This window comes from Streptomyces thermodiastaticus (genome assembly GCF_014656135.1).
Taxonomy (GTDB): domain Bacteria; phylum Actinomycetota; class Actinomycetes; order Streptomycetales; family Streptomycetaceae; genus Streptomyces; species Streptomyces thermodiastaticus.
The window spans coordinates 266464-288820 of record NZ_BNBV01000002.1 but is presented as its reverse complement, the minus strand read 5'-3'; the positions used below and the strand labels follow the sequence as shown (position 1 = coordinate 288820).

General features: G+C 73.8%; 19 protein-coding genes. 8 read left to right on the top strand and 11 right to left on the bottom strand.

Features of this window, described 5'->3' with window-relative positions; genetic code table 11:
* Positions 1–61: 61 nt before the first annotated feature.
* Complete coding sequence (locus IE286_RS03265; RefSeq protein WP_189795039.1) at positions 62–1492, bottom strand: FAD-dependent oxidoreductase; 1431 nt, start codon at positions 1490–1492, stop codon at positions 62–64.
* Positions 1493–1679: 187 nt separating this feature from the next.
* Here IE286_RS03265 and hemG point away from each other — a divergent pair, with 187 nt between their 5' ends.
* Both hemG and hemQ read left to right on the top strand, forming a co-directional pair.
* Positions 1680–3149, top strand: a complete 1470-nt coding sequence (gene hemG / locus IE286_RS03260; protein WP_189795038.1) for a protoporphyrinogen oxidase — start codon at positions 1680–1682, stop codon at positions 3147–3149.
* A gap of 4 nt (positions 3150–3153) precedes the next feature.
* Positions 3154–3885, top strand: a complete 732-nt coding sequence (gene hemQ, locus IE286_RS03255) for a hydrogen peroxide-dependent heme synthase (protein ID WP_189795037.1) — start codon at positions 3154–3156, stop codon at positions 3883–3885.
* Positions 3886–3971: 86 nt separating this feature from the next.
* On the opposite strand, the gene IE286_RS03250 is transcribed toward hemQ, so the two are convergent.
* From IE286_RS03250 to IE286_RS03235, 4 genes are all read right to left on the bottom strand, one after another.
* The gene (locus tag IE286_RS03250) at positions 3972–4757 is read right to left on the bottom strand and encodes a TIGR04222 domain-containing membrane protein (RefSeq protein WP_189795036.1); all 786 of its coding nucleotides are present in this window, start codon (positions 4755–4757) and stop codon (positions 3972–3974) included.
* Positions 4758–4994: 237 nt separating this feature from the next.
* Positions 4995–6365: an MbnB/TglH/ChrH family RiPP precursor modification enzyme gene (locus IE286_RS03245; protein ID WP_189795035.1), complete on the bottom strand. Its 1371-nt coding sequence runs from the start codon at positions 6363–6365 to the stop codon at positions 4995–4997.
* Positions 6366–6582: 217 nt separating this feature from the next.
* Positions 6583–8298, bottom strand: a complete 1716-nt coding sequence (locus IE286_RS03240; RefSeq protein ID WP_229861928.1) for an FG-GAP repeat domain-containing protein — start codon at positions 8296–8298, stop codon at positions 6583–6585.
* A 227-nt stretch (positions 8299–8525) separates the two neighbouring features.
* The gene (locus tag IE286_RS03235; RefSeq protein WP_189795034.1) at positions 8526–9278 is read right to left on the bottom strand and encodes a peptidyl-tRNA hydrolase; all 753 of its coding nucleotides are present in this window, start codon (positions 9276–9278) and stop codon (positions 8526–8528) included.
* 249 nt (positions 9279–9527) lie between these two features.
* Between IE286_RS03235 and IE286_RS27010 the strand changes: the two genes are divergently transcribed.
* Complete coding sequence (locus tag IE286_RS27010; RefSeq protein WP_229861927.1) at positions 9528–10418, top strand: hypothetical protein; 891 nt, start codon at positions 9528–9530, stop codon at positions 10416–10418.
* Positions 10419–10582: 164 nt separating this feature from the next.
* On the opposite strand, the gene IE286_RS03225 is transcribed toward IE286_RS27010, so the two are convergent.
* The 6 genes from IE286_RS03225 to zapE all read right to left on the bottom strand — a co-directional run bounded on the left by IE286_RS03225 (position 10583) and on the right by zapE (position 18210).
* The gene (locus IE286_RS03225) at positions 10583–10777 is read right to left on the bottom strand and encodes a hypothetical protein (protein ID WP_189795033.1); all 195 of its coding nucleotides are present in this window, start codon (positions 10775–10777) and stop codon (positions 10583–10585) included.
* A 37-nt stretch (positions 10778–10814) separates the two neighbouring features.
* Positions 10815–11753 carry a polysaccharide deacetylase family protein gene (locus IE286_RS03220; protein ID WP_189795032.1) on the bottom strand — a complete coding sequence of 313 codons (939 nt, stop codon included), beginning with the start codon at positions 11751–11753 and terminating at the stop codon, positions 10815–10817.
* A 254-nt stretch (positions 11754–12007) separates the two neighbouring features.
* A complete protein-coding gene (locus IE286_RS03215) occupies positions 12008–13567 on the bottom strand; it encodes an FAD-dependent oxidoreductase (protein ID WP_189795031.1) in 1560 nt (519 codons plus the stop codon).
* A gap of 123 nt (positions 13568–13690) precedes the next feature.
* Positions 13691–14647 (bottom strand): slipin family protein, encoded by a 957-nt coding sequence (locus tag IE286_RS03210; RefSeq protein ID WP_189795030.1) that lies wholly within the window; start codon positions 14645–14647, stop codon positions 13691–13693.
* Positions 14648–14849: 202 nt separating this feature from the next.
* Positions 14850–16322, bottom strand: a complete 1473-nt coding sequence (locus tag IE286_RS03205) for a SulP family inorganic anion transporter (protein WP_189795029.1) — start codon at positions 16320–16322, stop codon at positions 14850–14852.
* Positions 16323–17100: 778 nt separating this feature from the next.
* Positions 17101–18210, bottom strand: a complete 1110-nt coding sequence (zapE, locus tag IE286_RS03200) for a cell division protein ZapE (protein WP_189795028.1) — start codon at positions 18208–18210, stop codon at positions 17101–17103.
* 37 nt (positions 18211–18247) lie between these two features.
* On the opposite strand from zapE, the gene IE286_RS03195 reads away from it, so the two are divergent.
* The 5 genes from IE286_RS03195 (at position 18248) to IE286_RS03175 (ending at position 22342) form a co-directional block, all read left to right on the top strand.
* A complete protein-coding gene (locus IE286_RS03195) occupies positions 18248–19078 on the top strand; it encodes a pyrimidine reductase family protein (protein WP_189795027.1) in 831 nt (276 codons plus the stop codon).
* Between the two features lie 377 nt (positions 19079–19455).
* Positions 19456–19911, top strand: coding sequence for a putative universal stress family protein (locus IE286_RS03190; RefSeq protein WP_189795026.1), 456 nt, complete (start codon positions 19456–19458; stop codon positions 19909–19911).
* Between the two features lie 73 nt (positions 19912–19984).
* Positions 19985–21376, top strand: coding sequence for a UDP-N-acetylmuramate--L-alanine ligase (gene murC, locus IE286_RS03185; protein ID WP_189795025.1), 1392 nt, complete (start codon positions 19985–19987; stop codon positions 21374–21376).
* A 26-nt stretch (positions 21377–21402) separates the two neighbouring features.
* The gene (gene msrB / locus IE286_RS03180; protein ID WP_189795024.1) at positions 21403–21810 is read left to right on the top strand and encodes a peptide-methionine (R)-S-oxide reductase MsrB; all 408 of its coding nucleotides are present in this window, start codon (positions 21403–21405) and stop codon (positions 21808–21810) included.
* A gap of 163 nt (positions 21811–21973) precedes the next feature.
* Positions 21974–22342, top strand: a complete 369-nt coding sequence (locus IE286_RS03175) for a DUF6479 family protein (protein WP_189795023.1) — start codon at positions 21974–21976, stop codon at positions 22340–22342.
* Positions 22343–22357: the final 15 nt, after the last annotated feature.

Sequence of the window (22357 nt, the reverse complement as noted above, 5' to 3'; positions counted from 1 at the left end):
GCGCACGTCCGGCGGGCCGCCCCTGCCCGCCGTCGGCCGGCCGACGGATCCGGGGCGCCGGTCAGGGCGCGCCGGCGCGGACCTTCGCGGCGGCCTTCCGGGCCGCCACCAGCACCGGGTCCCACACCGGTGAGAACGGCGGTGCGTACCCCAGGTCCAGGGCCGTCATCTGCTCCACGGTCAGCCCGGCGGTGAGCGCGACCGCGGCGACGTCGACGCGTTTCGCCGCGCCCTCCCGGCCCACGATCTGCATGCCCAGCAGCCGCCCGGTGCGGCGCTCGGCGAGCATCTTCACCGTCATGGGCAAGGCGCCCGGGTAGTAGCCCGCCCGGCTGGTCGACTCCACGACCACCGTCTCGAACTGCAGGCCCACGCGGCGGGCGTCCTTCTCCCGCAGGCCGGTGCGCGCGATCTCCAGGTCGCACACCTTGCTCACCGCGGTGCCCACCACCCCGGGGAAGGTGGCGTAGCCGCCGCCGGCGTTGGTGCCGATGACCTGGCCGTGCTTGTTGGCGTGGGTGCCGAGCGGGACGTACCGCTGCTGCCCGGAGACCAGGTCGAGGACCTCCACGCAGTCCCCGCCCGCCCAGATGTTCTCCTGGCCGCGCACCCGCATGGCCCGGTCGGTGAGCAGACCGCCGTACGCGCCGAGCGGCAGCCCGGCCGCCCGCGCCAGCGTGGTCTCCGGGCGCACCCCGATGCCCAGCACCACCACGTCCGCCGGGTACTCGGCGTCCTCGGTGGCCACCGCGCGGACCCGGCCGTCCTCACCGGTGAGCACCTTGGTCACCTCAGCACCGCCGACCACGGTGATGCCGAGCCCCTCCATGCCCTCGCGCACCAGGCGGCCCATGTCGGCGTCGAGGGTCGCCATGGGCTCCGCGCCCCGGTTGACGACCGTCACCTCGTAGCCGCGTCTGATCAGCGCCTCCGCCATCTCGACGCCGATGTAGCCCGCGCCGACCACCACGGCCCGCCGGCCGCCGCGCCCGCCGTCCGTGGCGGCCAGGCTGCCGAGCAGCAGCTCGCCGTCGCCCAGGGTCTGCACCCCGTGCACCCCCGGCGCACCGGCACCGGGCATGTCCGGGCACACCGGCCGCGCCCCGGTCGCGATCACGAGTTTGTCGTACGACGTCCAGGACTCGGTGCCGGAGTCCAGGTCCCGCGCGCGGACCCGGCCCGCCGCCACGTCGATCTGTGTCACCTCGGTCCGCATCCGCACGTCGATGCCGCGGGACCGGTGCTCCTCGGGTGTGCGGGCGATCAGCGCGTCCCGGTCGGGCACGTCGCCGCCGATCCAGTAGGGGATGCCGCACGCCGAGTACGAGGTGAAGCCGCCGCGTTCGAACGCCACGATCTCCAGCTCGTCCGGCCCGCGCATCCGGCGCGCCTGCGACGCCGCCGTCATGCCCGCGGCGTCACCGCCGATCACGACCAGCCGCTCCCGCGCGGTCCGTGTGCCGCGCCCGCCGTGCGCACCGCCGAAGTCCATGCGCACACGCTACGAGCCCCGCGGGCGGAAGGCTCCCCCGCTGCGAGTCTCGTCGCTCTCCGTGTCCGGAAAGGGGCAGGGGCCGGCGTGCCCCGGTGTGTGCTCGTCCGCCAGGCAGGCCCGGCGGGACGTGGCCGGCGGGCACTGCCTCGTCGCCGTGTCCGAGGCGTCTGAGAGAGTGGGGGACATGAGCGGAACGGGTACGGAGACGGGCGCGGCCCCGGCACGGGTCGTGGTCATCGGAGCCGGGATCGCGGGGCTGGCGGCCGCGCACCGGCTGCTGCGGCGCGGGGCACGGGTGACCGTGCTGGAGGCCGGGGACCGGGTCGGCGGCAAGCTGCTGCCCGGCGAGATCGCGGGCGTACGGGTCGACCTGGGCGCCGAGTCCCTGCTGGCCCGCCGGCCCGAGGCCGTCGGCCTGGCGCGCGAGGCCGGCCTCGGGGACCGGCTCCAGCCGCCCGCCACGGCCAGCGCCTCGATCTGGACCCGCGGCGCCCTGCGGCCCATGCCCAAGGGGCACGTCATGGGGGTGCCCGGGACCGCCTCCGCGGTGGCCGGAGTCATCTCCGACGAGGGCCTGGAGCGCATCGAGCGGGAAGCCGCCCTGCCGCGCACCGAGGTCGGCGACGACGTGGCGGTCGGCACCTACGTGGCCGAGCGGCTGGGCCGCGAGGTCGTCGACCGCCTGGTCGAGCCGCTGCTCGGCGGCGTGTACGCCGGCGACGCCTACCGCATCTCGATGCGCTCGGCGGTCCCGCAGCTCTTCGAGGCGGCCCGGCGGCACGACTCGCTCACCGAGGCGGTCCGCTCCCTGCAGGCCGGCGCGGCCGCGGCCCCGCAGACCGGCCCGGTCTTCATGGGCATCGAGGGCGGTGTCGGCCGGCTGCCGCTCGCGGTGGCCGACGCGGTGCGGGCGCGCGGCGGGGAGATCCTGACCGGGACGCCGGTGACCGAGCTGCGCCGGGAGGCGGGGGAGACCTGGCGGATCGTCGCCGGGGACCGGGTGCTGCACACGGACGCCGTGGTCGTCGCCACGCCGGCCCCCGCCGCTGCCGCCCTGCTGGCCGCCGAGTCGCCCGGCGCGGCGGCCGAGCTGCGGCAGATCGAGTACGCCTCCATGGCCCTGATCACCCTCGCCTACCGCCGGGCCGACGCCGCCGCGCTCCCCGAGGGCAGCGGCTTCCTCGTGCCGCCCGTCGACGGGCGCACCATCAAGGCGGCCACCTTCGCCTCCCGCAAGTGGGGCTGGATCGCCGACGAGGACCCGGACGTCGTCGTGGTCCGCACCTCCGTCGGCCGGTACGGCGAGACGGAGATCCTCGGCCGGGAGGACGCCGAGCTGGTGGAGCTGTCCCGGCACGACCTGCGCGAGGCCACCGGCCTGGACGCCGCGCCCCTGAAGACCCGCGTCACCCGCTGGAGCGACGGCCTGCCGCAGTACCCCGTCGGCCACCGGGCCCGCGTGGTTCGCGTCCGGGAGCACGTCGCCAAGCTGCCGGGCCTGGCCGTGTGCGGCGCGGCCTACGACGGAGTGGGCGTCCCGGCGTGCATCGCCAGTGCGTACGCGGCCGTGGACCAGCTCGGCGGTGACCTGCGTGCCGTGCGGCAGCTCACCGCCCACCCGGTGCAGAGTCTGCACGGCGGGGCGGGAGAATAGTTCCATGAGTGACGACGCCCCCACCACCGAGTCCGGCAGGGTCCCCAACAAGGGCAAGCTGGCCAAGGACCTCAACGAGGTCATCCGCTACACGCTGTGGTCCGTCTTCAAGCTGAAGGACGTGCTGCCCGATGACCGGGCGGGTTACGCCGACGAGGTCAAGGAGCTGTTCGACCAGCTCGCCGCCAAGGACGTGACCGTCCGCGGCACCTACGACATCTCGGGCATGCGCGCCGACGCCGACCTCATGATCTGGTGGCACTCCGCATCCAGCGACCAGCTGCAGGAGGCGTACAACCTCTTCCGCCGCACCAGGCTGGGCCGCGCGCTGGAGCCGGTGTGGTCGAACATGGCGCTGCACCGCCCTGCCGAGTTCAACCGCTCGCACATCCCGGCGTTCCTCGCCGAGGAAACGCCCCGCGCCTACGTCAGCGTCTACCCGTTCGTGCGCTCCTACGACTGGTACCTGCTGCCCGACGAGGACCGCCGCCGGATGCTCGCCGACCACGGCAAGATGGCCCGTGGTTTCCCGGACGTGCGCGCCAACACCGTCGCGTCGTTCGCCCTGGGCGACTACGAGTGGATCCTCGCCTTCGAGGCGGACGAGCTGCACCGCATCGTGGACCTCATGCGTCACCTGCGTGGTGCGGAGGCCCGCCGGCACGTGCGCGAGGAGGTGCCGTTCTTCACCGGGCGGCGCAAGGACATCGCCGAGCTGGTCGCCTCCCTGGCCTGAGCCGGGCTCTTTCGGGGCCGGCGCACGGACCGCGCCCGCGCCCCAGGGCTGCCCGCGCCGGTGCCGCGCTCCGGGCGGGCGGCCGGTCACTCGCGCCAGGGCTGGTCGCGGTGGGTGAAGGCCGCCCGCAGCTCCGGCTCGCCGATGGCGCGGATGCCGCGCACCGCGACCCGGGCCAGGTACGAGCGCTCGTCCCCGGCGTCCTTCGCCTGCCGGGACAGTGCGCTCAGCAGCGCCAGGCCGGCCGGGGACGCCCGGTGCCGGTACGGGGGCGCCTCGAACCGGGCGATGACCAGACAGCTCAGGGCGAGCGTCAGCGGCAGCGCGAACCACAGGGCGATCACCGGGCGCGACAGCCCGGTCGGTCCCGGCAGCAGCACGGCGGCCGCGCCGAGCACGGCGACCGCCCCCGCGGCGATCCGCACCCGGCGGATCCCCGCCGCGAGGGCCGACACCGTGCCCTCGGGGACGGCCAGGCCCGCGCGGACCAGACGGTCGGCGAGGCCGCGCACCACGTCCGCGGCGGCCGCGGCCGCCCTGAGCGGGGCGATCCGGGACTGTCCCCCGGGGCCGATCGCCCCGATCACCGATCGCTCCATCTCGTCCCGGCCGCGTGGATCGACGACCGTGGCCCAGCCGGTGTACGCCAGCAGCAGCCGGCGCTGACGCGCCATGGCCAGCAGGGTCACGTCCACGACCCGGACCGGGCCTCCGGACAGGAACGCCGCCTCGTACAGCGTCAGTTCGCGTATCTGCGCGGCCGCCGGGCCGCCCGTCTCCTCGGCGGCCGCACGGACGGCGGCCAGGCACAGTCCCGCGCATGCCGCACCGGCGACGACCCAGGCCGACAGCAGCAGAAGCACCCAGAACATGGTGTGTTTGTATGACTCTGGCGCCTGACATGCCACGCCTTTTCACATCCCGGACCGGCTCGGCCGGCAGACGCGCCGGCCGTCACCGGCGGACCCCGGCGAGGTGACCGTTGATCACGCCGCGCTCTGTTCGGTTCTGACGTCTCGAGCACGATCCGGGGCCGCGCAGTGCGTTCGGCCGATCGCTTCCGCAGCGAGCCGGCCGCCTCGCGGGATGCCTCCCGGGATGTCAGCGGCTCAGCGCCGCAGCAGGACCCGCCGGGCCGCGCGGGCCGCCCGGGCCGCCGGGGTGGGACGCCTCGGCGCGGGCCCCGACCGTTCCCGCCACCACGCGCGCAGCTTTCGGCGACAGGCCGCGTCCCGCGGCAGTCCGCCGTTCAGCAGCCACTCCACGAACTCCATGGCGTCACGGCGGTAGCCGCCCCGCATCGGATGCCCCTGGGCGTACGCGAGGAACGTCGCGCGGTACCCGCTCCCCAGGACGACCGGCAGTTCCGGCGCCACCTTGGCCACGGTGTCCGCCCGTTTGCCGGCCAGGGCCCGCGCCTGCACGCCCAGCCGTACCCGGTCGAAGCCCTCCGGTGCGGGGGTCCCGGCGACCAGCGCCGACAGCAGCGCGGTCTGGCCGAGCGCGAGCCGCTCCCGGGCGGGACGCGTGTCCGCGCCGGCCTGCCGTGCCCCCGGACGGCCGCCGCCCGACGCGGCGTCCTCCCTCCGGCCGGCGCTCCCTCGCGTGGTGCGGACCGCGCGGTGTGCGGCGCCCCTGCGTCCGGTGCCGCCCGCACCGCCCCGGCGCACCGCATCCCGGACGGCCGTCAGCTCGGCCTCCAGCTCGGCGGGGTCCGGGAAGTTGTCGTCGCGTTCCAGCAGCACTCCGGGCGGGCTGACCCGGGAGGCCAGGTCGGTGAGGAGGTCGAGGACCGGTCGCGGCACCGGGTGGGCGTGGCTGTCGTGCCAGACGCCGTCCCGTTCCACACCGCCCGCCACATGGACGTAGGCGATCGCCTCCAGGGGCAGCGCGTCCAGGGCCGCGGCGGGGTCCTCGCCCTGGTTGACGTGGTTGGTGTGCAGGTTGGCCACGTCGATCAGCAGCCGTACCCCGGTGCGGTCGGCCAGTTCGTACAGGAACTGTCCCTCGGTCATCTCCTCGCCGGGCCACGACAGCAGGGCGGCGATGTTCTCCACGGCGAGCGGCACCGGCAGCGCGTCCTGCGCGATCCGGATGTTCTCGCACAGCACGTCGAGGCTGTCGCGGGTGCGCGGCACGGGCAGCAGATGGCCGGCCTCCAAAGGGCCGGAGGCGGTGAGCGGTCCGCCCGCCCGCACGAACGCGATGTGCTCGGTCACCAGCGGCGCACCGAGGGCCTCGGCCCGTTCGGCGAGGGCACGCAGCCGGCCGGCGTCCGGCCGCTCGGCGCCGCCCAGCCCGAGCGAGACCCCGTGCGGGACGACGGTCACCCCGCGCTCGCGCAGCCGCAGCAGCGAGCCGGGCAGATGCACCGGACACACGTTCTCGGCCACGACCTCCACCCAGTCCACGCCGGGCATGCGCTCCACCGCGTCCGCGATCTGCGGTCGCCAGCCGATCCCCGTCCCCAGCCGCTGCATCGTGCCCTCGCTTCCCACGCCCCCGTGGCCGAGCGCGGACCCGCGACGGGCCCGCGGTATCGGGGTGATGACCCGGGCGCCGGCCGGTGAACCGCGCTGGGCGCATCCTCAGAGCAACATCTGAGGTTCGGGGCCGTCCCGTGTGGTCGCCGCAGCGGGAAGGGGCCTCGCAGGCGTGCTCGCCCGCAAGGCCCCTTGTGCTCGTCTGCCGGGCGGCTCAGTACAGGTCGGTGTACGTGTTCCAGCCGCTGCCCAGCTTCACGCGGGCCTTGAACTGCCCGTTCGCGTAGGAGGAGTAGCGCCACAGGACACCGCTGGAGTCGGCCGCGACCAGGTCGGCGCGGTTGTCGCCGTCCAGGTCACCGGGCGAGGCCATCGTGCTGTACTGCTGCCAGCCCTGGCCGAGCTCCACCCGGGCGGCGAACGGCGCCGAGGCCTTGCCGGTGCCGCGGTACAGGTACAGCGTGCCGGACGGGGTGCGGGCGACGATGTCGGTGCGTCCGTCACCGCTGAAGTCACCCGCGCCGACCAGCAGGTCGTAGGCGTTCCAGCCGCCGCCGATCTTGACGGGTGAGGCGAGGGACAGGCCGTCGCCGCTGCCCGGCACCAGGTACAGGTAGCCGGAGCCGTCGCGGGCGAGGAGGTCGCCCTTGCCGTCGCCGTTCAGGTCACCCGGGCCGAGGAACAGGGTGTACTTGCTCCAGCCGCTCGCCATGGACAGACCCGTGGCGGAGTTGTACAGAACCCCGTCGTACAGTTCGACCAGGTCGGCGTAGCTGTCGGTGTCCAGGGACGAGGCGAGGGCCAGGTCGGCACCGGCGAAGCCGCCGGTGGCGCTGGCCTGCTCGCGCGGTGTGAACTGGCCGTTGTTCATCACGCCGTACCAGAACAGCGTGCCCTTGGAGTCCCGCCCGAACAGCGAGTCCTTGCCGAACCGAGGGACGGCGCCGCTGCCCGCGAACAGGTCGACGAACTCGAAGCCCGAGCCGCTCAGCTGCCGGGCGAGGAAGTTCCCCGACCCGTTGGCCCGGTAGTAGTACAGGTCACCGGATGCGGTGCGGCCGAGCAGGTCGGCCAGGCCGTCGCCGTCCGCGTCGTGGGCCGCGACGATCTGGTTGTAGGTGTTCCAGCCGCTGCCGAGCTTGACCCGGGGCGCCAGCGGGGCGGTGGTGCTGCCCAGGCCGGCGTAGAAGTACAGGTCGCCGGCGGGAGTGCGGCCGACGACGTCGCCGATGCCGTCGCCGTTCATGTCGCCCATGCCGACCAGCTGGTCGAACATCGACCAGCCGCCGCCGACCAGGACCCGCGCGCGGAACGGGCTGGAGTCGTTGCCCGTCCCCTCGTACAGGTACAGCTCGCCGTCGTAGGTCCGGGCCAGCAGGTCCGGCCTGCCGTCGCCGGTCACGTCGCCGGGCGTGATGACCTTGTTGAACATCTGCCAGCCGGTGCCGTGCCAGACGCTCACCCCGGTGCCGTAGGTCCCCGTGCTGTGGTACATCGACAGGGTGCCCGTCGGGGTCAGGGTCAGGACCTCCGGCTCCGGGGTGGCGTCCAGGTTGCCGGGGGTGAGGATGTCCTTGGGCGTCGGGTCGGCGTAGTCGCCGTCCACCGTGTAGTCGCTGAACTCGCCGGTGCTGCTGAGCAAGGCGTAGGTGTTACCGTCCCAGCCGCGCAGAAGGATGTCGCTGGTGCCGTCGCCGTCGGCGTCGAAGTCCGGGTCGGCGGCGTTGCCTGCCTTGATCGAGCTGCGCACCCGGGGCGCGGACGGCGTCGGCAGGTCGAGCCGGGGCAGGGCGGAGGCCGAACGCTTCGGCACCTCCACCCGGGGTACCGGAGCGTCGGCGGCGAGCGCCGGGGTGCTGAGGAACATGCCCGCGGCCACCGCAAGGGCGGTGCAGCCGAGCAGACGCGGACGACGCGCCGTTCTGGGCATGCGTATGTTGACCATAGGCCCCCCTGTTCATGATGAGCGGGCGAGCTGATACCGTTTCAGCCGCCCGTGAGTGATCGGATTGTATGCCACCTGTGAGAGTTCTGTGCACGCAGATGTGCATGTGATCCGGAGACAGGGGGATGTCCGCGCCGCTCGCCTCCGCTGCCGCCCGCGGCCTGCCCGTTCGCGTGCCGGGGCGGACCGGTGCCGGCCCGCGGACGGACGGCTCAGCGCCCGGCCCGGCGGCCTCGCAGCGCCGGATGGTCGGCCACCACCGTGCACGAGCCGGGGGCGATCTCCGTGAAGCCGGCGTCGCGCACCAACGGCAGGGAGCCGTCGGCCAGTTCGCGCCACTGCTCAAGGCTTGCCGTGCGCACGGCCAGCGGGAAGCCGGCCTCGCGCCAGGCGGTGCGCTCCTGGTCGGTCAGATCCCACCAGGCCAGCTGGGCGCCGTGACCCGCCTGGGCCATCGCCTTGCCGGCGGACATGCTCAGGTCAGGGTTCAGCCACAGCACCGGCGTGTCCGGGCCGGGCTCGGCGGGCGGCTCCGGGTCGTCCAGTTCGGTGCCGGAGACCTGGAGCTTCGCCAGGTCCTTGGGCCAGCCGTCGAGCGGGACCGGCGGATAGACGCGTACCTCGGCGCTCTTGCCGGTGACCGTGATGCCGGGCAGCGCCTCGGCGCGCCGCCACTCCGCCCCGCGCACCCGCCGCACCACCTTGCGGATCCGTGCGTCCTGCCAGTCGCGCACGGCCTGCGCCCACTCGCCGGTTCCGGTGGCGCGCTCGTCGGAGAGCAGCACCAGCACCGCGCGGGCCGCGGTCTCCAGCGCGTCGGTGCGGGCCGGGGGACCGGCGCGCTCGATCCGTACCACCAGCGGCAGCACGAACTGCGGCGCCTGGTCCCGGGCGTCGGGCTCGGTGCGGAACGGACTCGTGGCGGCGGCGGTGCCACCGGCGGGAGAGGGGCTGTCGTACGTCACGACCCCCAGTGTGCCAACCGCGCCGCACACGGCAGGACCGCCCCCGGCGCACGCCCGAGGCGTGCGCCGCCCGAGGTCTTGCGGCGCCGGGCGCCGGCAGCGGAGACGAGTGTGCGCCAGTGTGCGGATCTCCGTGGCAGCGGGTGCGCCCGTCCGGTCACTGCATGCTGCCCTGCCGTACCTTGTGCCGGCGGTTCCCCGCCGCGTACGCAAGGAGGTTGATGCTCTCACGCCAGAGAAGGAGCTTGCGTGCACGATCGCGAGAAGACCGGCTCGCACACCGGGGCGGGCACCGGCCGCGCCCCTGCCCGTCGGCCCGCATCCGCCCCGCTCGAGCAGCACGGCCTGCTCGGTCTGCAGGCCGCTGCGGGCAATGCCGCGGTCGTCCAGATGCTCCGCGGCGCCGGCCGGCCCCGGGCGCGGGAACAGCACGAGCACGGTGCCGGCCGCGGCCACACGTCAGCCGTACAGACCGCGCCCGCGGACGGGAAAAGGAAGCCGCCGCCGGTACCGAAGAAACCCGACCGGCTGAGGGACGGCGGGACCGCGCGGACCTCCGGTGCCGAGCAGACCGTGCGGACCTCCGGTGCCGAGCAGGCCGCCTCGGCCGGGCAGACGCCGGCCGCCGCGGAGCCCGCGCGGGCGCAGTCCGACACCCCCGCGCACGGGTACACCCTCGCCGGACAGGCCGACCTGGTCTGCTACCGAGCCGACGGGCGTCCCCCCGAGGCCATCCGGCAGGCGAACGGGATGAGGTCCCGCGCCAACACGTCGGTCGCGGACGAGCTCGCCCTGTTCCTGCAGGACCCGAACGCCTACACCCAGGCCCATGTCAGAAGCCCCAAGCCGACCTTGGTCTCCACGGCGCTGGACGAGGAATGCGGCGGGTACGCCACCAACGACCGGCACGTCTACCGGATCCAGGTCAGCGGCTGGCACAGATTCGCTCCGCCGCCCGCGCGGAGCAGGATCCTGGCCAAGCCGACGGTCTACGCCAACAGCACGTCCCTGGAGACCGCGACCGCGGTCGTCATCGGACCTGTCGGCAGCACCCAGGAAATGGACTTCATCGGGGACATCCCCCTGGCCGCCATCACCGGCTGCCGTCGACCGGGGGAGAACGACTTCAGCCCGCTCTGACGTCCGCGACAGGGGCGGTGCCTGCGGGGTGGTGCCTGCGGGGTGGTGCCTGCGGAGGCGGTGCCCGCGCGGGCCGTCCGCTGGTCAAGGAGACCGGGGCGGAGAAAGGAGACCGGGGTGAAGGAGACGGCAGGCCGGGGTGAAGAGGACGGCAGGCCGGGGCTTCAGCCCGAGCAGGCCGTGCGCTGCGCCTCCTGCCACTCGCAGACGGGGCAGAGCGTGATGCCCTTGTACGACTCCGGGTACTCCGTCGGCTCCAGGCACAGCACGCACCGCGCGTACGGCGGACCCTCGGCCCGGGGCGGGCGGGCGGTGTCGATCAGGCAGTGGTCGCCGGTGGGCGCGTCGTCCTCGCTCATGACTCCAGGGTAGGACGGCCGCCTCAGGGGCCGTGGGTCATGCCGGACCGGCCGCCGCGATCATCTCGGAGATCCTCACGAAGCGGTAGCCCCGGGCGCGCAGCTGCGGCACCACCGCGCGCACCACCCGCTCGGTGGTCGGGGCGGCGCTGCGCGTGCAGTGCAGCACCACCACCGAGCCGGGCCGCACCCCGTCGAGCACCTGCCGGGCCACGGCGTCCGCGTCCGTCGCGAACGCGTCCCCGCCGACCACGTCCCACTGGACCGCGGTGAGCCCCAGCCGGCCCACCTCCCGCAGGGCCCGGTCGTCGTGGCAGCCGCCGGGGAAACGGAAGTACGGCATCGGGTGCGCGACGCCCGCCGCGCGGAACGCCGTGTACGCGCGCTCGACGTCCGCGCCCAGCCGGTCGGCGGAGAGCCGGGGCAGGCCGTAGCAGTCCGCGGTGAACGCGTAGTGGCTGTAGGAGTGGTTGGCCACTTCGAACAGCGGGTCCCGGCCGATGGAGCGCGCCTGGTCCGGGTACTGCTCGGCCCACCGACCCGTCATGAAGACGGTGGCCGGCACCTTCAGGGCGCGCAGGGCGGAGATGAGCCCTGGGTTGTCGAAGCGCTCGCCGGCGGCCGCGCGTCCGCCCTGGTCGGCGGTCATGTCGGCGTCGAAGGTGAACGCGACGATCATGCCCCTGTTCCGCGGCCCGTGGGTGAGGACGGGGGCGAGGCCGCCGGAAGCGGGGGAGAGCGTCGGCGGCGCCGGCGGACTGCCGGGGGAGGGGGAGTGCGGCGCGGATGCGGTGGTGGCATCGGGGACGGCGAACGCGTGATGGCCGAAGGTGGAGGTGGGGCGGGCGGCATCGCCGGAGGATGCGGTGGCCGGCCCGGAGGGGGAGACGGGCGCGGCGGGACGCGTGCCGCCGCAGGCGGCGAGGGCGGCGCTCAGGACACAGAGAGCGGCGATTCGTCGTACAAATCGGATCATCGAACGACATTAGGAATGCGGGCTGCTCCGGCGGGGACGGCGCGGCCGGGCTGTCACCCGCCCGGAGGCCGCCGGAGGGTGCGCCCGCCCGGCGGGCTCACTCCGGCGGAGTCACGGAGAGCGGCTCATTCCGGCCGGACAGCGGCTCTCTCCGAGGCGTCCCGGATATCGGCCGGCTCATGCCGGGGGCCCGGACAGCGGCTCACGACGGTGGTCTCCCCCGGCTGCCGATGGCTGCCGACGGGCCCCCGCCCTCACAGCTCCCGCCGCGGCAGCGGACGGGTCGCCGGGCCCTGCAGCAGGTCGCCGTCGGTGGAGAAGCGTGAGCCGTGGCAGGGGCACTCCCAGGTCCTCTCGGCCGCGTTGAACGCCACCAGACAGCCCAGGTGCGGGCAGCGGGCGGACAGCACGTGCAGAGCGCCCTCGTCGTCGCGGTGGACCGCGAGCCGGTCGGTGCCGGAGCGGATCACGGCGCCCTCGCCCGGCGGGATCGACTCCACGGGCGACGCGGGCCGCAACCGGTCGCCCACGAAGTGCCGGGCCACCTCCGCCTGGGTCTTCAGCAGCGCCGGCGCCTGGCGTACGGCCGTGCGCAGCCGCCGCGGGTCGTACAGCTCCTGCCAGGGGCAGTCCCGCCCGGTGATCAGCGCGGTGAGCAGACGGCCGGCCATGATGCCGCCGCTCATGCCCCAGCCGCCGAAACCGGTTGCCACGTACGTGTTCCGGGCCCCCGGGTGCAGCAGGCCCACCATCGGGACGGTGTCGGTGGGGTCGATGTCCTGGGTGGCCCAGGACAGGGTCAGGTCGACGCCGGGGAAGTGCTCGCGCGCCCACGCCGACAGGCGGTCGAAGCGGCCGGGTGTGTCCCCGGTGCCCGGCGTGAAGTGCTCACCGGTCACGATCAGCAGCCGCCGCCCGTCCTCGCCGTACGGCGCGGTCCGCACCGACCGGGTGTTCTCCTCGGGCGTGATGTACATGCCGTCCGGGTCCAGGCCGGCGTCGACCGGACCGGCGACGACCAGTTCCCGTCGCGGGGACAACCGGGTGAACAGCAACGCCCGGTCGAAGACCGGGTAGTGCGTGGCGACCACGACATGCCGGGCCCGCACGGTCGCCCCCGTCTGCGTCGTCACCCGGCACGGCTCGCCCTCCGCCAGCCCGTCCACCAGAGTCCCCTCGTACAGCTGCGCGCCGCGCTCCACCATGTCCGCGGTCAGCGCCAGCAGGAACCGGCGCGGATGGAACTGCGCCTGGTCGGCGACCCGAACCGCACCCGCGACCGGGAACGGCAGCGGGATCTCGGTGAGGAACTTCGCCGGCAGGCCCGCCTCCCGCGCGGCCTCGGCCTCGGCCCGCACCTCGTCCACCCGGCCCGGATCCCGCACATAGGTGTAGGCGCTGCGCCGCTCCCAGCCGCAGTCGATCTCCAGCTCGTCCATCAGCTCCTCGGCGCGCTCGATCGCCTCCGACTGCGAGCGGGCGTACAGCCGGGCCGCCTCCGCGTCGCGGGTGCGCCGCAGCGTGTCGTAGACCAGGGTGTGCAGCGCGGTCAGTTTGGCGGTGGTGTGCCCGGTGACGCCCTCGGCCACCCGGCGCGCCTCCAGAACGGCCACGCCCAGTCCCGCCCGGGTCAGCTCGTAGGCGGTGCACAAACCGGCGATGCCGGCGCCGATCACGGCCACGTCCACGTCCAGGTCCTGGGCGAGCGCGGGACGGGGCGGCGGTCCGGGAGCCGTCTCGACCCAGTACGAACCGCTGATGCGCTGCCGCACACGCTGCCGCGTGTGCCGCTGCTCCTGCTGCTGTTCGGTCATGCCCGCCGGGTACCCCGGCGGCACCGGCCCGATCGCGGACACACCGCACCCGCCGGGGCACACGCACGGACCGGGGCGAAGCCGTTCCTGCCGGCCCTGCCCCGGTCCGTGCTGTCGGGCCTGTCAGGTGCGCGGACAGTCCGCCGGGGAGGCGTGCGAGACCGCGTCGGCGGCGGCGCGGACCGGGGTGACGGAGACGGGATCGCAGGGCGGGCCGGGGTCGGCGCCGTCGGCCGGGGCCCCGCCCGCCGCGGACGGCGCGCTCGCCGGCGCGGACTCCTCCAGCCGCCGGGGCGGCTGCGGACGGCCGCGCTCCTCCGCCGGCTGCTGGGCCCTCTCCAGGAAGCGCAGCAGCTCCACCGGGAACGGCAGGACCAGCGTGGAGTTCTTCTCGGTCGCCACGGCCGTCACCGTCTGCAGCAGCCGCAGCTGCAGCGCCGCGGGGGTGTCGGCCATCTGCTGGGCGGCCTCGGCCAGCTTCCTGGACGCCTGCAGCTCGGCGTCGGCGTTGATGATCCGGGCCCGGCGCTCCCGGTCGGCCTCCGCCTGGCGGGCCATGGACCGCTTCATCGTGTCCGGCAGCGACACGTCCTTGATCTCCACCCGGTCGACATGCACACCCCACCCGACGGCCGGGCTGTCGATCATCAGCTCCAGGCCCTGGTTGAGCCTCTCCCGGTTGGACAGCAGGTCGTCCAGGTCGCTCTTGCCTATGATCGACCGCAGGGACGTCTGCGCCATCTGGGAGACGGCGAACCGGTAGTCCTCCACCTGGATGATCGCATTCGCCGCGTCGACGACCTTGAAGTAGACGACCGCGTCGACCCGCACCGTCACGTTGTCCTTGGTGATGCCCTCCTGGGCGGGCACGGGCAGCGTGACGATCTGCATGTTGACCTTGTTCATCCGGTCCACGAACGGGACGATCGTCGTGAAACCGGGGGGCCGCACACCGATGTACCGCCCGAGACGCAGGACCACCCCGCGTTCGTACTGCTTGACGACCCGCGCCGCCGCCGCGAGATACACCAGTCCCGCACAGCCCGCGGCGATCACGGCGGTCAGCACGTCCTGAAGCATGACGACTCCTCACAGTCGTCGGATGCGCCCCGAAGTGCGCCTGCTTCCCACCATAGGCCCGGCACGAGAAAGCGGTCGAGCCCTGGGACCGGGCCGCCGGGCGGAGAACGTGTGGGCCATCGGGTGAGGCGGTGCGTGCGGGCCACGGCGGGGCGGTCCGCCCGCCGCACACCGGCGGCGGGCGGGACGGTGCGGGCAGGGCCTACGGCGCCGGTTCCATGACCTTGACCGGCGTGGTGCCGGCGGCGCTGTGCCGCTCGGCCCAGTTCAGCAGGGCCGTGCGGCAGGCGTGGTCCAGGTGGTGCAGCCCGGACAGGTGCAGCTCCACGGGCCGGTCGCGGGGCAGCGCCTCCAGGCTGTCCAGGATGCGCGGCAGCCGCAGGAAGGTGGCGTTGCCCGTCAGATGGGCCTGGATCGGGCCCGCCCCCTTGTCGACGATCTCCAGCTGCACATGGGAGGCCTGCCAGGCGGTCTTGACCACCGACAGGGCCAGCCCGATCAGGACTCCTTCGAACATGTTCACCGCGACGATGGACACCGCCGTGACCACCAGGATCAGGGCCTCACCGCGGTGGCTGCGCCACAGCGCGGCCACCTGCCGGAAAGGGATCAGCTTCCACCCGGCGTGCAGCAGCACACCGGCGAGGGCGGGCAGCGGGATCAGCGCCAGCGCCTGCGGCAGCAGGGCCGCGAACAGCAGCAGCCACACGCCGTGCAGGAACCGGGAGGCCTTGGTACGGGCACCCGCCTGGACGTTGGCCGAGCTGCGGACGATCACCGCGGTCATCGGCAGCGCGCCCAGCAGGCCGCACACGGCGTTCCCCGCGCCCTGAGCCATCAGCTCCTGGTCGTAGCGGGTGCGCGGACCGTCGTGCAGCCGGTCCACGGCCGCCGCGCTGAACAGGCTCTCCGCGGAGGCGATCAGCGTGAAGGCGACGATCGTGCCGTAGAACGCCGGGTGCGCCAGCCCGCCGAAGGCGTCGGCGTCGGGCGGCTGGATCGCGTCGAGCAGCCCTTCCACCCGCACCGTCTCCACCGGCAGGTCGAGCAGGAGGGTGACGGGCGTGACCAGCAGCACCGCCGCCAGCGCGCCGGGCACGGCACGCACCTGCCGCGGCAGCCGCGGCCACAGTGCCAGGAGGGCGACCGTGACCGCGCCGACCGCGACCGAGGCCTGCGCCGTGGGGCTGCCTAGGACGTCGGCGACCGCCTTCGGCAGCCCCGCGATCTTGCCGAGGCCGGAGGCCGGGGCGGACAGACCGGCCGCCGCGTACATCTGGCCCGCCATGATCACCAGACCGATGCCGGCCAGCATGCCCTCGACCACGGAGACCGAGATGGCCCGGAACCAGCGGCCCAGCCGCAGGGCGCCCATGGCCAGCTGCAGCAGCCCGGTGCCCAGCACCAGGACGCCGAGCGCCGGCAGCCCGTAGCGGTCCACGGCCTCCATCACGAGCACCGTCAGACCGGCCGCCGGGCCGGAGACCTGCAGGCTGCTGCCGGGCAGCAGCCCGGCGACCATGCCGCCCACGATGCCGGTGACCAGCCCGAGCTCGGCCGGCACGCCGGAGGCGACGGCCACGCCGACGCACAGCGGCAGCGCGACGAGGAAGACGACGAACGAGGCGGCGACGTCACGCTTGAGGTGCGGGAACCTGGATATGGCGGTCGTCATGGCTGGGCTCACCGGACCGTGACGGTGCGGGACGGGGTGCCGGGAACGCACCGCCTCGGCGGGCTCGGGACCCAGGCGGGCCGGGACCGGTCCGCGGTGCGGCGCCCTGATCCGCGGGCGTGATCGACGAGTGGTCGCATACGGGTGTCTCCTCCTGGCACGCGCCGGCGCGTGCCGTCGTGCAGGTCGTGCGGAACTACGGATGGGAACCACGGCGCGCCCGGGGCCGGAGAACGCGAACGCGGATCCCCCGGACGAGGTGCCATGGCGGTGAGGGCGCTCGGCAGCGGAGCGCCGGCGGAATGCGGCTGTCAGAAGCCGTCGGGGGGTCTGCAGAAACGGGCGTACCCGGTGCCCGGCACGGCGGGCCGGGGGCGCGTCGTGGCCTGCGCCTGACCGGGCGTGTACGCGGTTGCGAAAAAAGCGGTCGGTGCGAAGAGACGCAGAGGGAAGGGCAGGGTGAGCACGGGCGCGAGAAGAGGCGCGAGTCGCGCCCTGGCGCGCGGACCTCGGCTCATGCGCTCCCCTTCCCTATCCGGCGCACCTCTACGGCGAACCAACAATTGGTCAAGGATTGGTCAAGCATGACGGTAGCGGCACTGAGCGATTTGCAGGGTCAACGATGTGTTGATGGGGTGAAGACGCCCGAAAAACGCCCCCGAATGGCGCGAACGCGCGCATGACGGACGCCGGATCGTCCGCCCGGTCGGACTCCTCGGCTGCCCGTACGGGCAGCAACGGAACGCACCGGTCCGCCGGGCCTTCGGACCTTCGCGGGTCAACCGCCCTCGGCGAGACTCTTCGCGTCGCGGGCGAGCGCGGTGAGACGGGATATCGCGCGGAAGTACTTCTTCCGGTATCCGCCGGTGAGCATCTCCTCGCTGAACAGCTGGTCGAAGGGGAGCCCGGAGGCCAGCACGGGCACCTCGCGGTCGTAGAGCCGGTCCGCGAGCACGACCAGACGCAGCGCCGTCGACTGGTCCGGCACGGGCCGCACCCCGGTCAGGCAGACGGCCGAGATTCCCTCGGTGAGCGCGCCGTAGCGGCTGGGGTGCACCGTGGCCAGATGGTCCAGCAGGTCGGAGAAGGAGTCGAGGGAGGCGTTGGCCGTGGTGTGCGCCGCCTTGGTCACCTGTTCGTCGGTGAACGGTGCCGGTGCCTCGGGCAGACCCCGGTGGCGGTAGTCCTCGCCGTCGATGCGCAGCGTGCGGAAGTGCGCGGACAGCCCCTGGATCTCGCGCAGGAAGTCGGCGGCGGCGAAACGGCCCTCGCCGAGCTTGCCCGGCAGCGTGTTGGAGGTGGCGGCCAGCGCCACGCCCGCGTCCACCAGCCGGCCCAGCAGGGTGGAGACGAGCACCGTGTCGCCGGGGTCGTCCAGCTCGAACTCGTCGATGCACAGCAGGCGGTGACCGGAGAGGGTCTCCACCGTCTTCTGGAAGCCGAGGGCGCCGACCAGGTTCGTCAGCTCCACGAACGTGCCGAACGCCTTGCGTGCGGGCTCGGCCGGGGCGGCGTGCCACAGGGAGGCCAGCAGGTGGGTCTTGCCGACGCCGTAACCGCCGTCGAGGTAGATGCCCCGGGGACCGGCGGCAGCCCTGGCGGCCTTGGCCCGGCCCTTGCCGAACCCGAAGAAACCGCGCCGGCCCGAGGGGGCGGCGTCCGCGCCGAGCCCGGCGGCGAAGTCCTCCAGCACACGCACCGCCTCGGCCTGACTGGGCTGGTTCGCGTCGGGAATGTACGTCGCGAAGCGCACCGCGTCGAAGCGCGGCGGCGGCACCAGCTCGGCGACGAGCCGGTCGGCGGGGACATGCGGCTCGCGGGCGCACAGGGACAGGGGACCGGCGCCGGTCAGGGGGCTCAGCCCGGAGGCGGCTGTGGAGGACGACACGATGGTCCATGGTAAGCGGCGTGGAACACTGCACGGCATGCGACGCCTGTTCCCTGTGACCGACGAAACAGCAGCCCACGCGGCGCCGGACACCCTTCAGGCCCCTGGTACCCGGCTGCCCGGCGCGCTCGACGACCGGGAGTGGTCCCTCGCCGAGCTGGCCGCCGCCTACGCCTACCCGGAGCCGCAGGTCACGGGCGGCCGGCCGTGGCTGCGCGCCAACATGGTGTCCACGCTGGACGGAGCGGCCCAGCACGAGGGCCGCTCGCAGCCCATCTCCAGCGCCGCCGACATGCGGATCTTCGGCACGCTGCGGGCGCTGGCGGACGTGGTCGTGGTCGGCGCGGAGACGGTGCGCCGGGAGGGATACCGGCCGGCCCGCGCCCGCACGGAGTTCGCCGAGCTGCGCGCGGCGGCCGGACAGGGGCCGGCTCCGGCGATCGCCGTCGTCACCGCGAGCCTGGACCTGGACTTCTCCCTGCCGCTGTTCACTTCGCCCCTGGTCCCCACGGTGATCCTCACCGGTGCCGGGGCGCCCGCACAGCGCGTCGCGGAGGCGGAACGGGCAGGGGCCCGCGTGCTGGTCGCCGGTGACGGCGCGGGCGTCGACCCGGCGCGCGCCGTGCGGGCCCTGGCCGACGCCGGCCACACCCGGCTGCTCACCGAGGGCGGCCCCCGCCTGCTGGGCCGGCTGGCCGCCGCCGACGTCCTCGACGAGCTGTGCCTGACGATCTCCCCGATGCTCACCGCGGGCGACGCCCAGCGCATCGCCGGCGGCCCGCCGGTCGAGGACCCGCACCGCTTCACCCTGGCCTGCCTGCTGGAGGAGGACGGCTTCCTGTTCACCCGCTACCGGCGGGCAGCCTGAAGACGCCGGTGCCGTCCATCCGGTGCCGGCGGATCCGGTCGTGCATCCGTCCGGCGGCGGATCCGGTCACGCATCCGCCGCCGTGGGGCCCGGTCACGCATGCGCCGGCGGCGGGGCCGGCCGGGCCGGCGGCCCAGGGCGGCGGCCGCGAGGCAGGTCGGAACGCCCCGGGGACACCCCGGGGCACCCGACCCGAACACCGGAACGGGTACGGAAGCGCCCGTTCCAGCTCCGTCGCGGCACCTGTGCGAATCCCGGCCACCGCTGGGCGCTCGCGGGGCAGGATGGTTTCTGCGGGGGCTCGTCCGGCCCACGGAGGTAGCGAGAGGGCGCGGCCCTCACTGCAGAAAGGGCGCCTGGTGTTCACAAGCGTTTTGATGATCGAGAAGGCCCTGACGTCCGCCGACGTGGAATTCGTCACCACCTTGCACGGTGACGAGCCGGTCGCCTTCCACGTACTGCTCCAGCCGCGGGGTGAGCAGGCCGACCGCCTGCTGCGAGCCATCGACGACATCGCGCTCGGCGAGATCGACGAGGCCGCCCGCGAGGGCGAGACCCCCGAGGGCGAGGCGGCCAGGAGCGAGGGCGAACGAGCCCTGGACGTGTCGCTGCGGGCGCTGCACGCCGCGGGCAGCCGGGCGGAGGGGCGGCTGGTGGAGGACCATCCGCTGGACGCCCTGAAGTCCCTGGTCGCCGAGGTCGACGCGGACGAGGTGATCGTGCTGACCGACCCGCACTACGTGGAGGAGTTCTTCCACCGCGACTGGGCCTCGCGGGCCCGTCACAAGGTCGGCGTACCGGTGTTGAAGCTCTTCTCCCACAGCAAGGCATAGGCTGGGGCGGCGCCCCGCGCGAGCGGTGCGCGACCGAGTCGTATCCGAGCCGTACCACCTGGGAGAAAAGCGCATGGCACCCGGTCTTCCCACCGCCATGGACCGACCGCACTTCATCGGCATCGGCGGCGCCGGAATGTCGGGCATCGCCAAGATCCTCGCTCAGCGCGGCGCGCGGGTGGCCGGCAGCGACATGAAGGACTCCGCGACCGCGGGGGCGCTGCGAGCGGTGGGGGCCACCGTGCACATCGGGCACGCGGCCGAGCACCTCGCCGAGGACGCCTCCTGCGTGGTGGTCTCCTCGGCCATCCGGCAGGACAACCCGGAGCTGGTCCGCGCGAAGGAGCTGGGCATCCCGGTCGTGCACCGCTCCGACGCGCTGGCCGCGCTGATGCGAGGCTTGCGGCCGCTCGCGGTGGCCGGCACCCACGGCAAGACCACGACCACCTCCATGCTGGCGGTGGCGCTGACCGAGCTGGGCCTGAAGCCGTCGTACGCCATCGGCGGCGACCTGGACGCGCCCGGCTCCAACGCGCACCACGGCGAGGGCGAGATCTTCGTCGCGGAGGCCGACGAGTCCGACCGCAGCTTCCACACATACGCCCCCGAGGTCGCCGTCGTTCTCAACGTCGAGCTGGACCACCACGCCAACTACGCCTCGATGGACGAGATCTACGAGTCCTTCGAGACCTTCGCCGGCAAGATCGTGCCCGGCGGCACCCTGGTGATCTCGGCCGACCACGACGGTGCGCGCGAGCTGACCCGGCGCCTGGCCGGCCGGGTGAGGACGGTGACCTACGGCGAGGCAGAGGACGCCGGCGTGCGGATCGTGTCGTTGGTGCCGCAGGGGCTGAAGAGCGAGGTGACCGTCCTGCTGGACGGCGTGGAGCTGACGTTCACGGTCTCGGTGCCCGGCCGCCACTACGCGCACAACGCCGTGGCGGCGCTCGCCGCCGGCGCCGCCCTCGGCGTCCCGGCCGCCGAGCTCGCCCCCGCGCTGGCCGCGTACACCGGGGTCAAGCGGCGCCTGCAGCTCAAGGGCGAGGCCGCGGGCGTGCAGGTGATCGACTCCTACGCCCACCACCCGACCGAGATGACCGCCGACCTGGAGGCGATGCGCGGCGCCGCGGACGGCTCCCGGATCCTGGTGGTCTTCCAGCCGCACCTGTTCTCCCGCACCCAGGAACTGGGCAAGGAGATGGGGGAAGCCCTCGCGCTCGCCGACGCCTGCGCCGTGCTGGACATCTACCCGGCCCGCGAGGACCCGATCCCGGGCGTGACCAGCGATCTGATCATCGAGGCGGCCCGGGCGGCCGGCGCCGACGTCACGGCCGTCCACGACAAGGCCGAGGTGCCCGATGTGATCGCGGGAATGGCGAAGACCGGTGATCTCGTTCTCACCATGGGCGCCGGTGATGTCACGGACCTCGGTCCGCGCATCCTCGACCGCCTGAACGAGAACTGAGACGACACCTGAGGGGCTGAGGGCTCATGCCGTACGACGTCGAGAAGCCGGACGAGCAGTGGCGCGAGGAGCTGACCCCGGCGGAGTACGCGGTGCTGCGCCAGGCCGCGACCGAGCCCGCCTTCACCGGTGAGTACACGGATACCAAGACCAAGGGTGTCTACTCCTGCCGGGCCTGCGGCGCGGAGCTGTTCACCTCGGAGACCAAGTTCGAGTCCCACTGCGGCTGGCCGTCCTTCTACGACCCGAAGGACACCGACGCCGTGGAGCTGGTGGAGGACCGCTCGCACGGCATGGTGCGCACCGAGGTGCGGTGCGCCCGTTGCGGTTCACACCTCGGACACGTGTTCGAGGGCGAAGGGTTCCCCACGCCGACCGACCAGCGGTACTGCATCAACAGCATCTCGCTGCGGCTGACGCCGGCCGAGGACTGAGCGGAGCGGGGCCGCACGGCGGTCGCGCAGGGTGAGCGCGGGGATGCGGCCGGCGTTTTGCGGGCCGCATCCACGGTGGGACAATAAGGGACACAGGTGACGTCGTGGACGTCACCGTGTCATCGGCAGTTCTGCCGTAACTCCGCAGAGGCGGGTGGAAGACATGATCACAGCCTCGAACGTCGTCCTGGCCGCGGAGCCGCATGCCTGGGGCACCCTGATCGCCTTCATCGTCGGACTCGTCGTCGTGGTGGGCGGTCTGATATGGGCTGTCGGGATGGGCATCGGCGTGATGCGCCGGGAGCCGGACCGGCCCGAACCCGAGGAACAGCCGCACCTGCCCGTCACGGGTGCGATCGAGGAGATCAGCGAGGTGCGCGAGCCGGACGAGGTGCACTGCGACGACGGGGTGCGGCTCATGCCCTACGAGATCCACCGTGCCGGTACCCGGCGCAAAGGCGACCAGCACCGTGAACGCTGGGCGCCGGGCGGCAGCGGAGCCTTCGGCAGCGGCGGTCCCGGCCGGACCTGACCTGCGGCCGGGCAT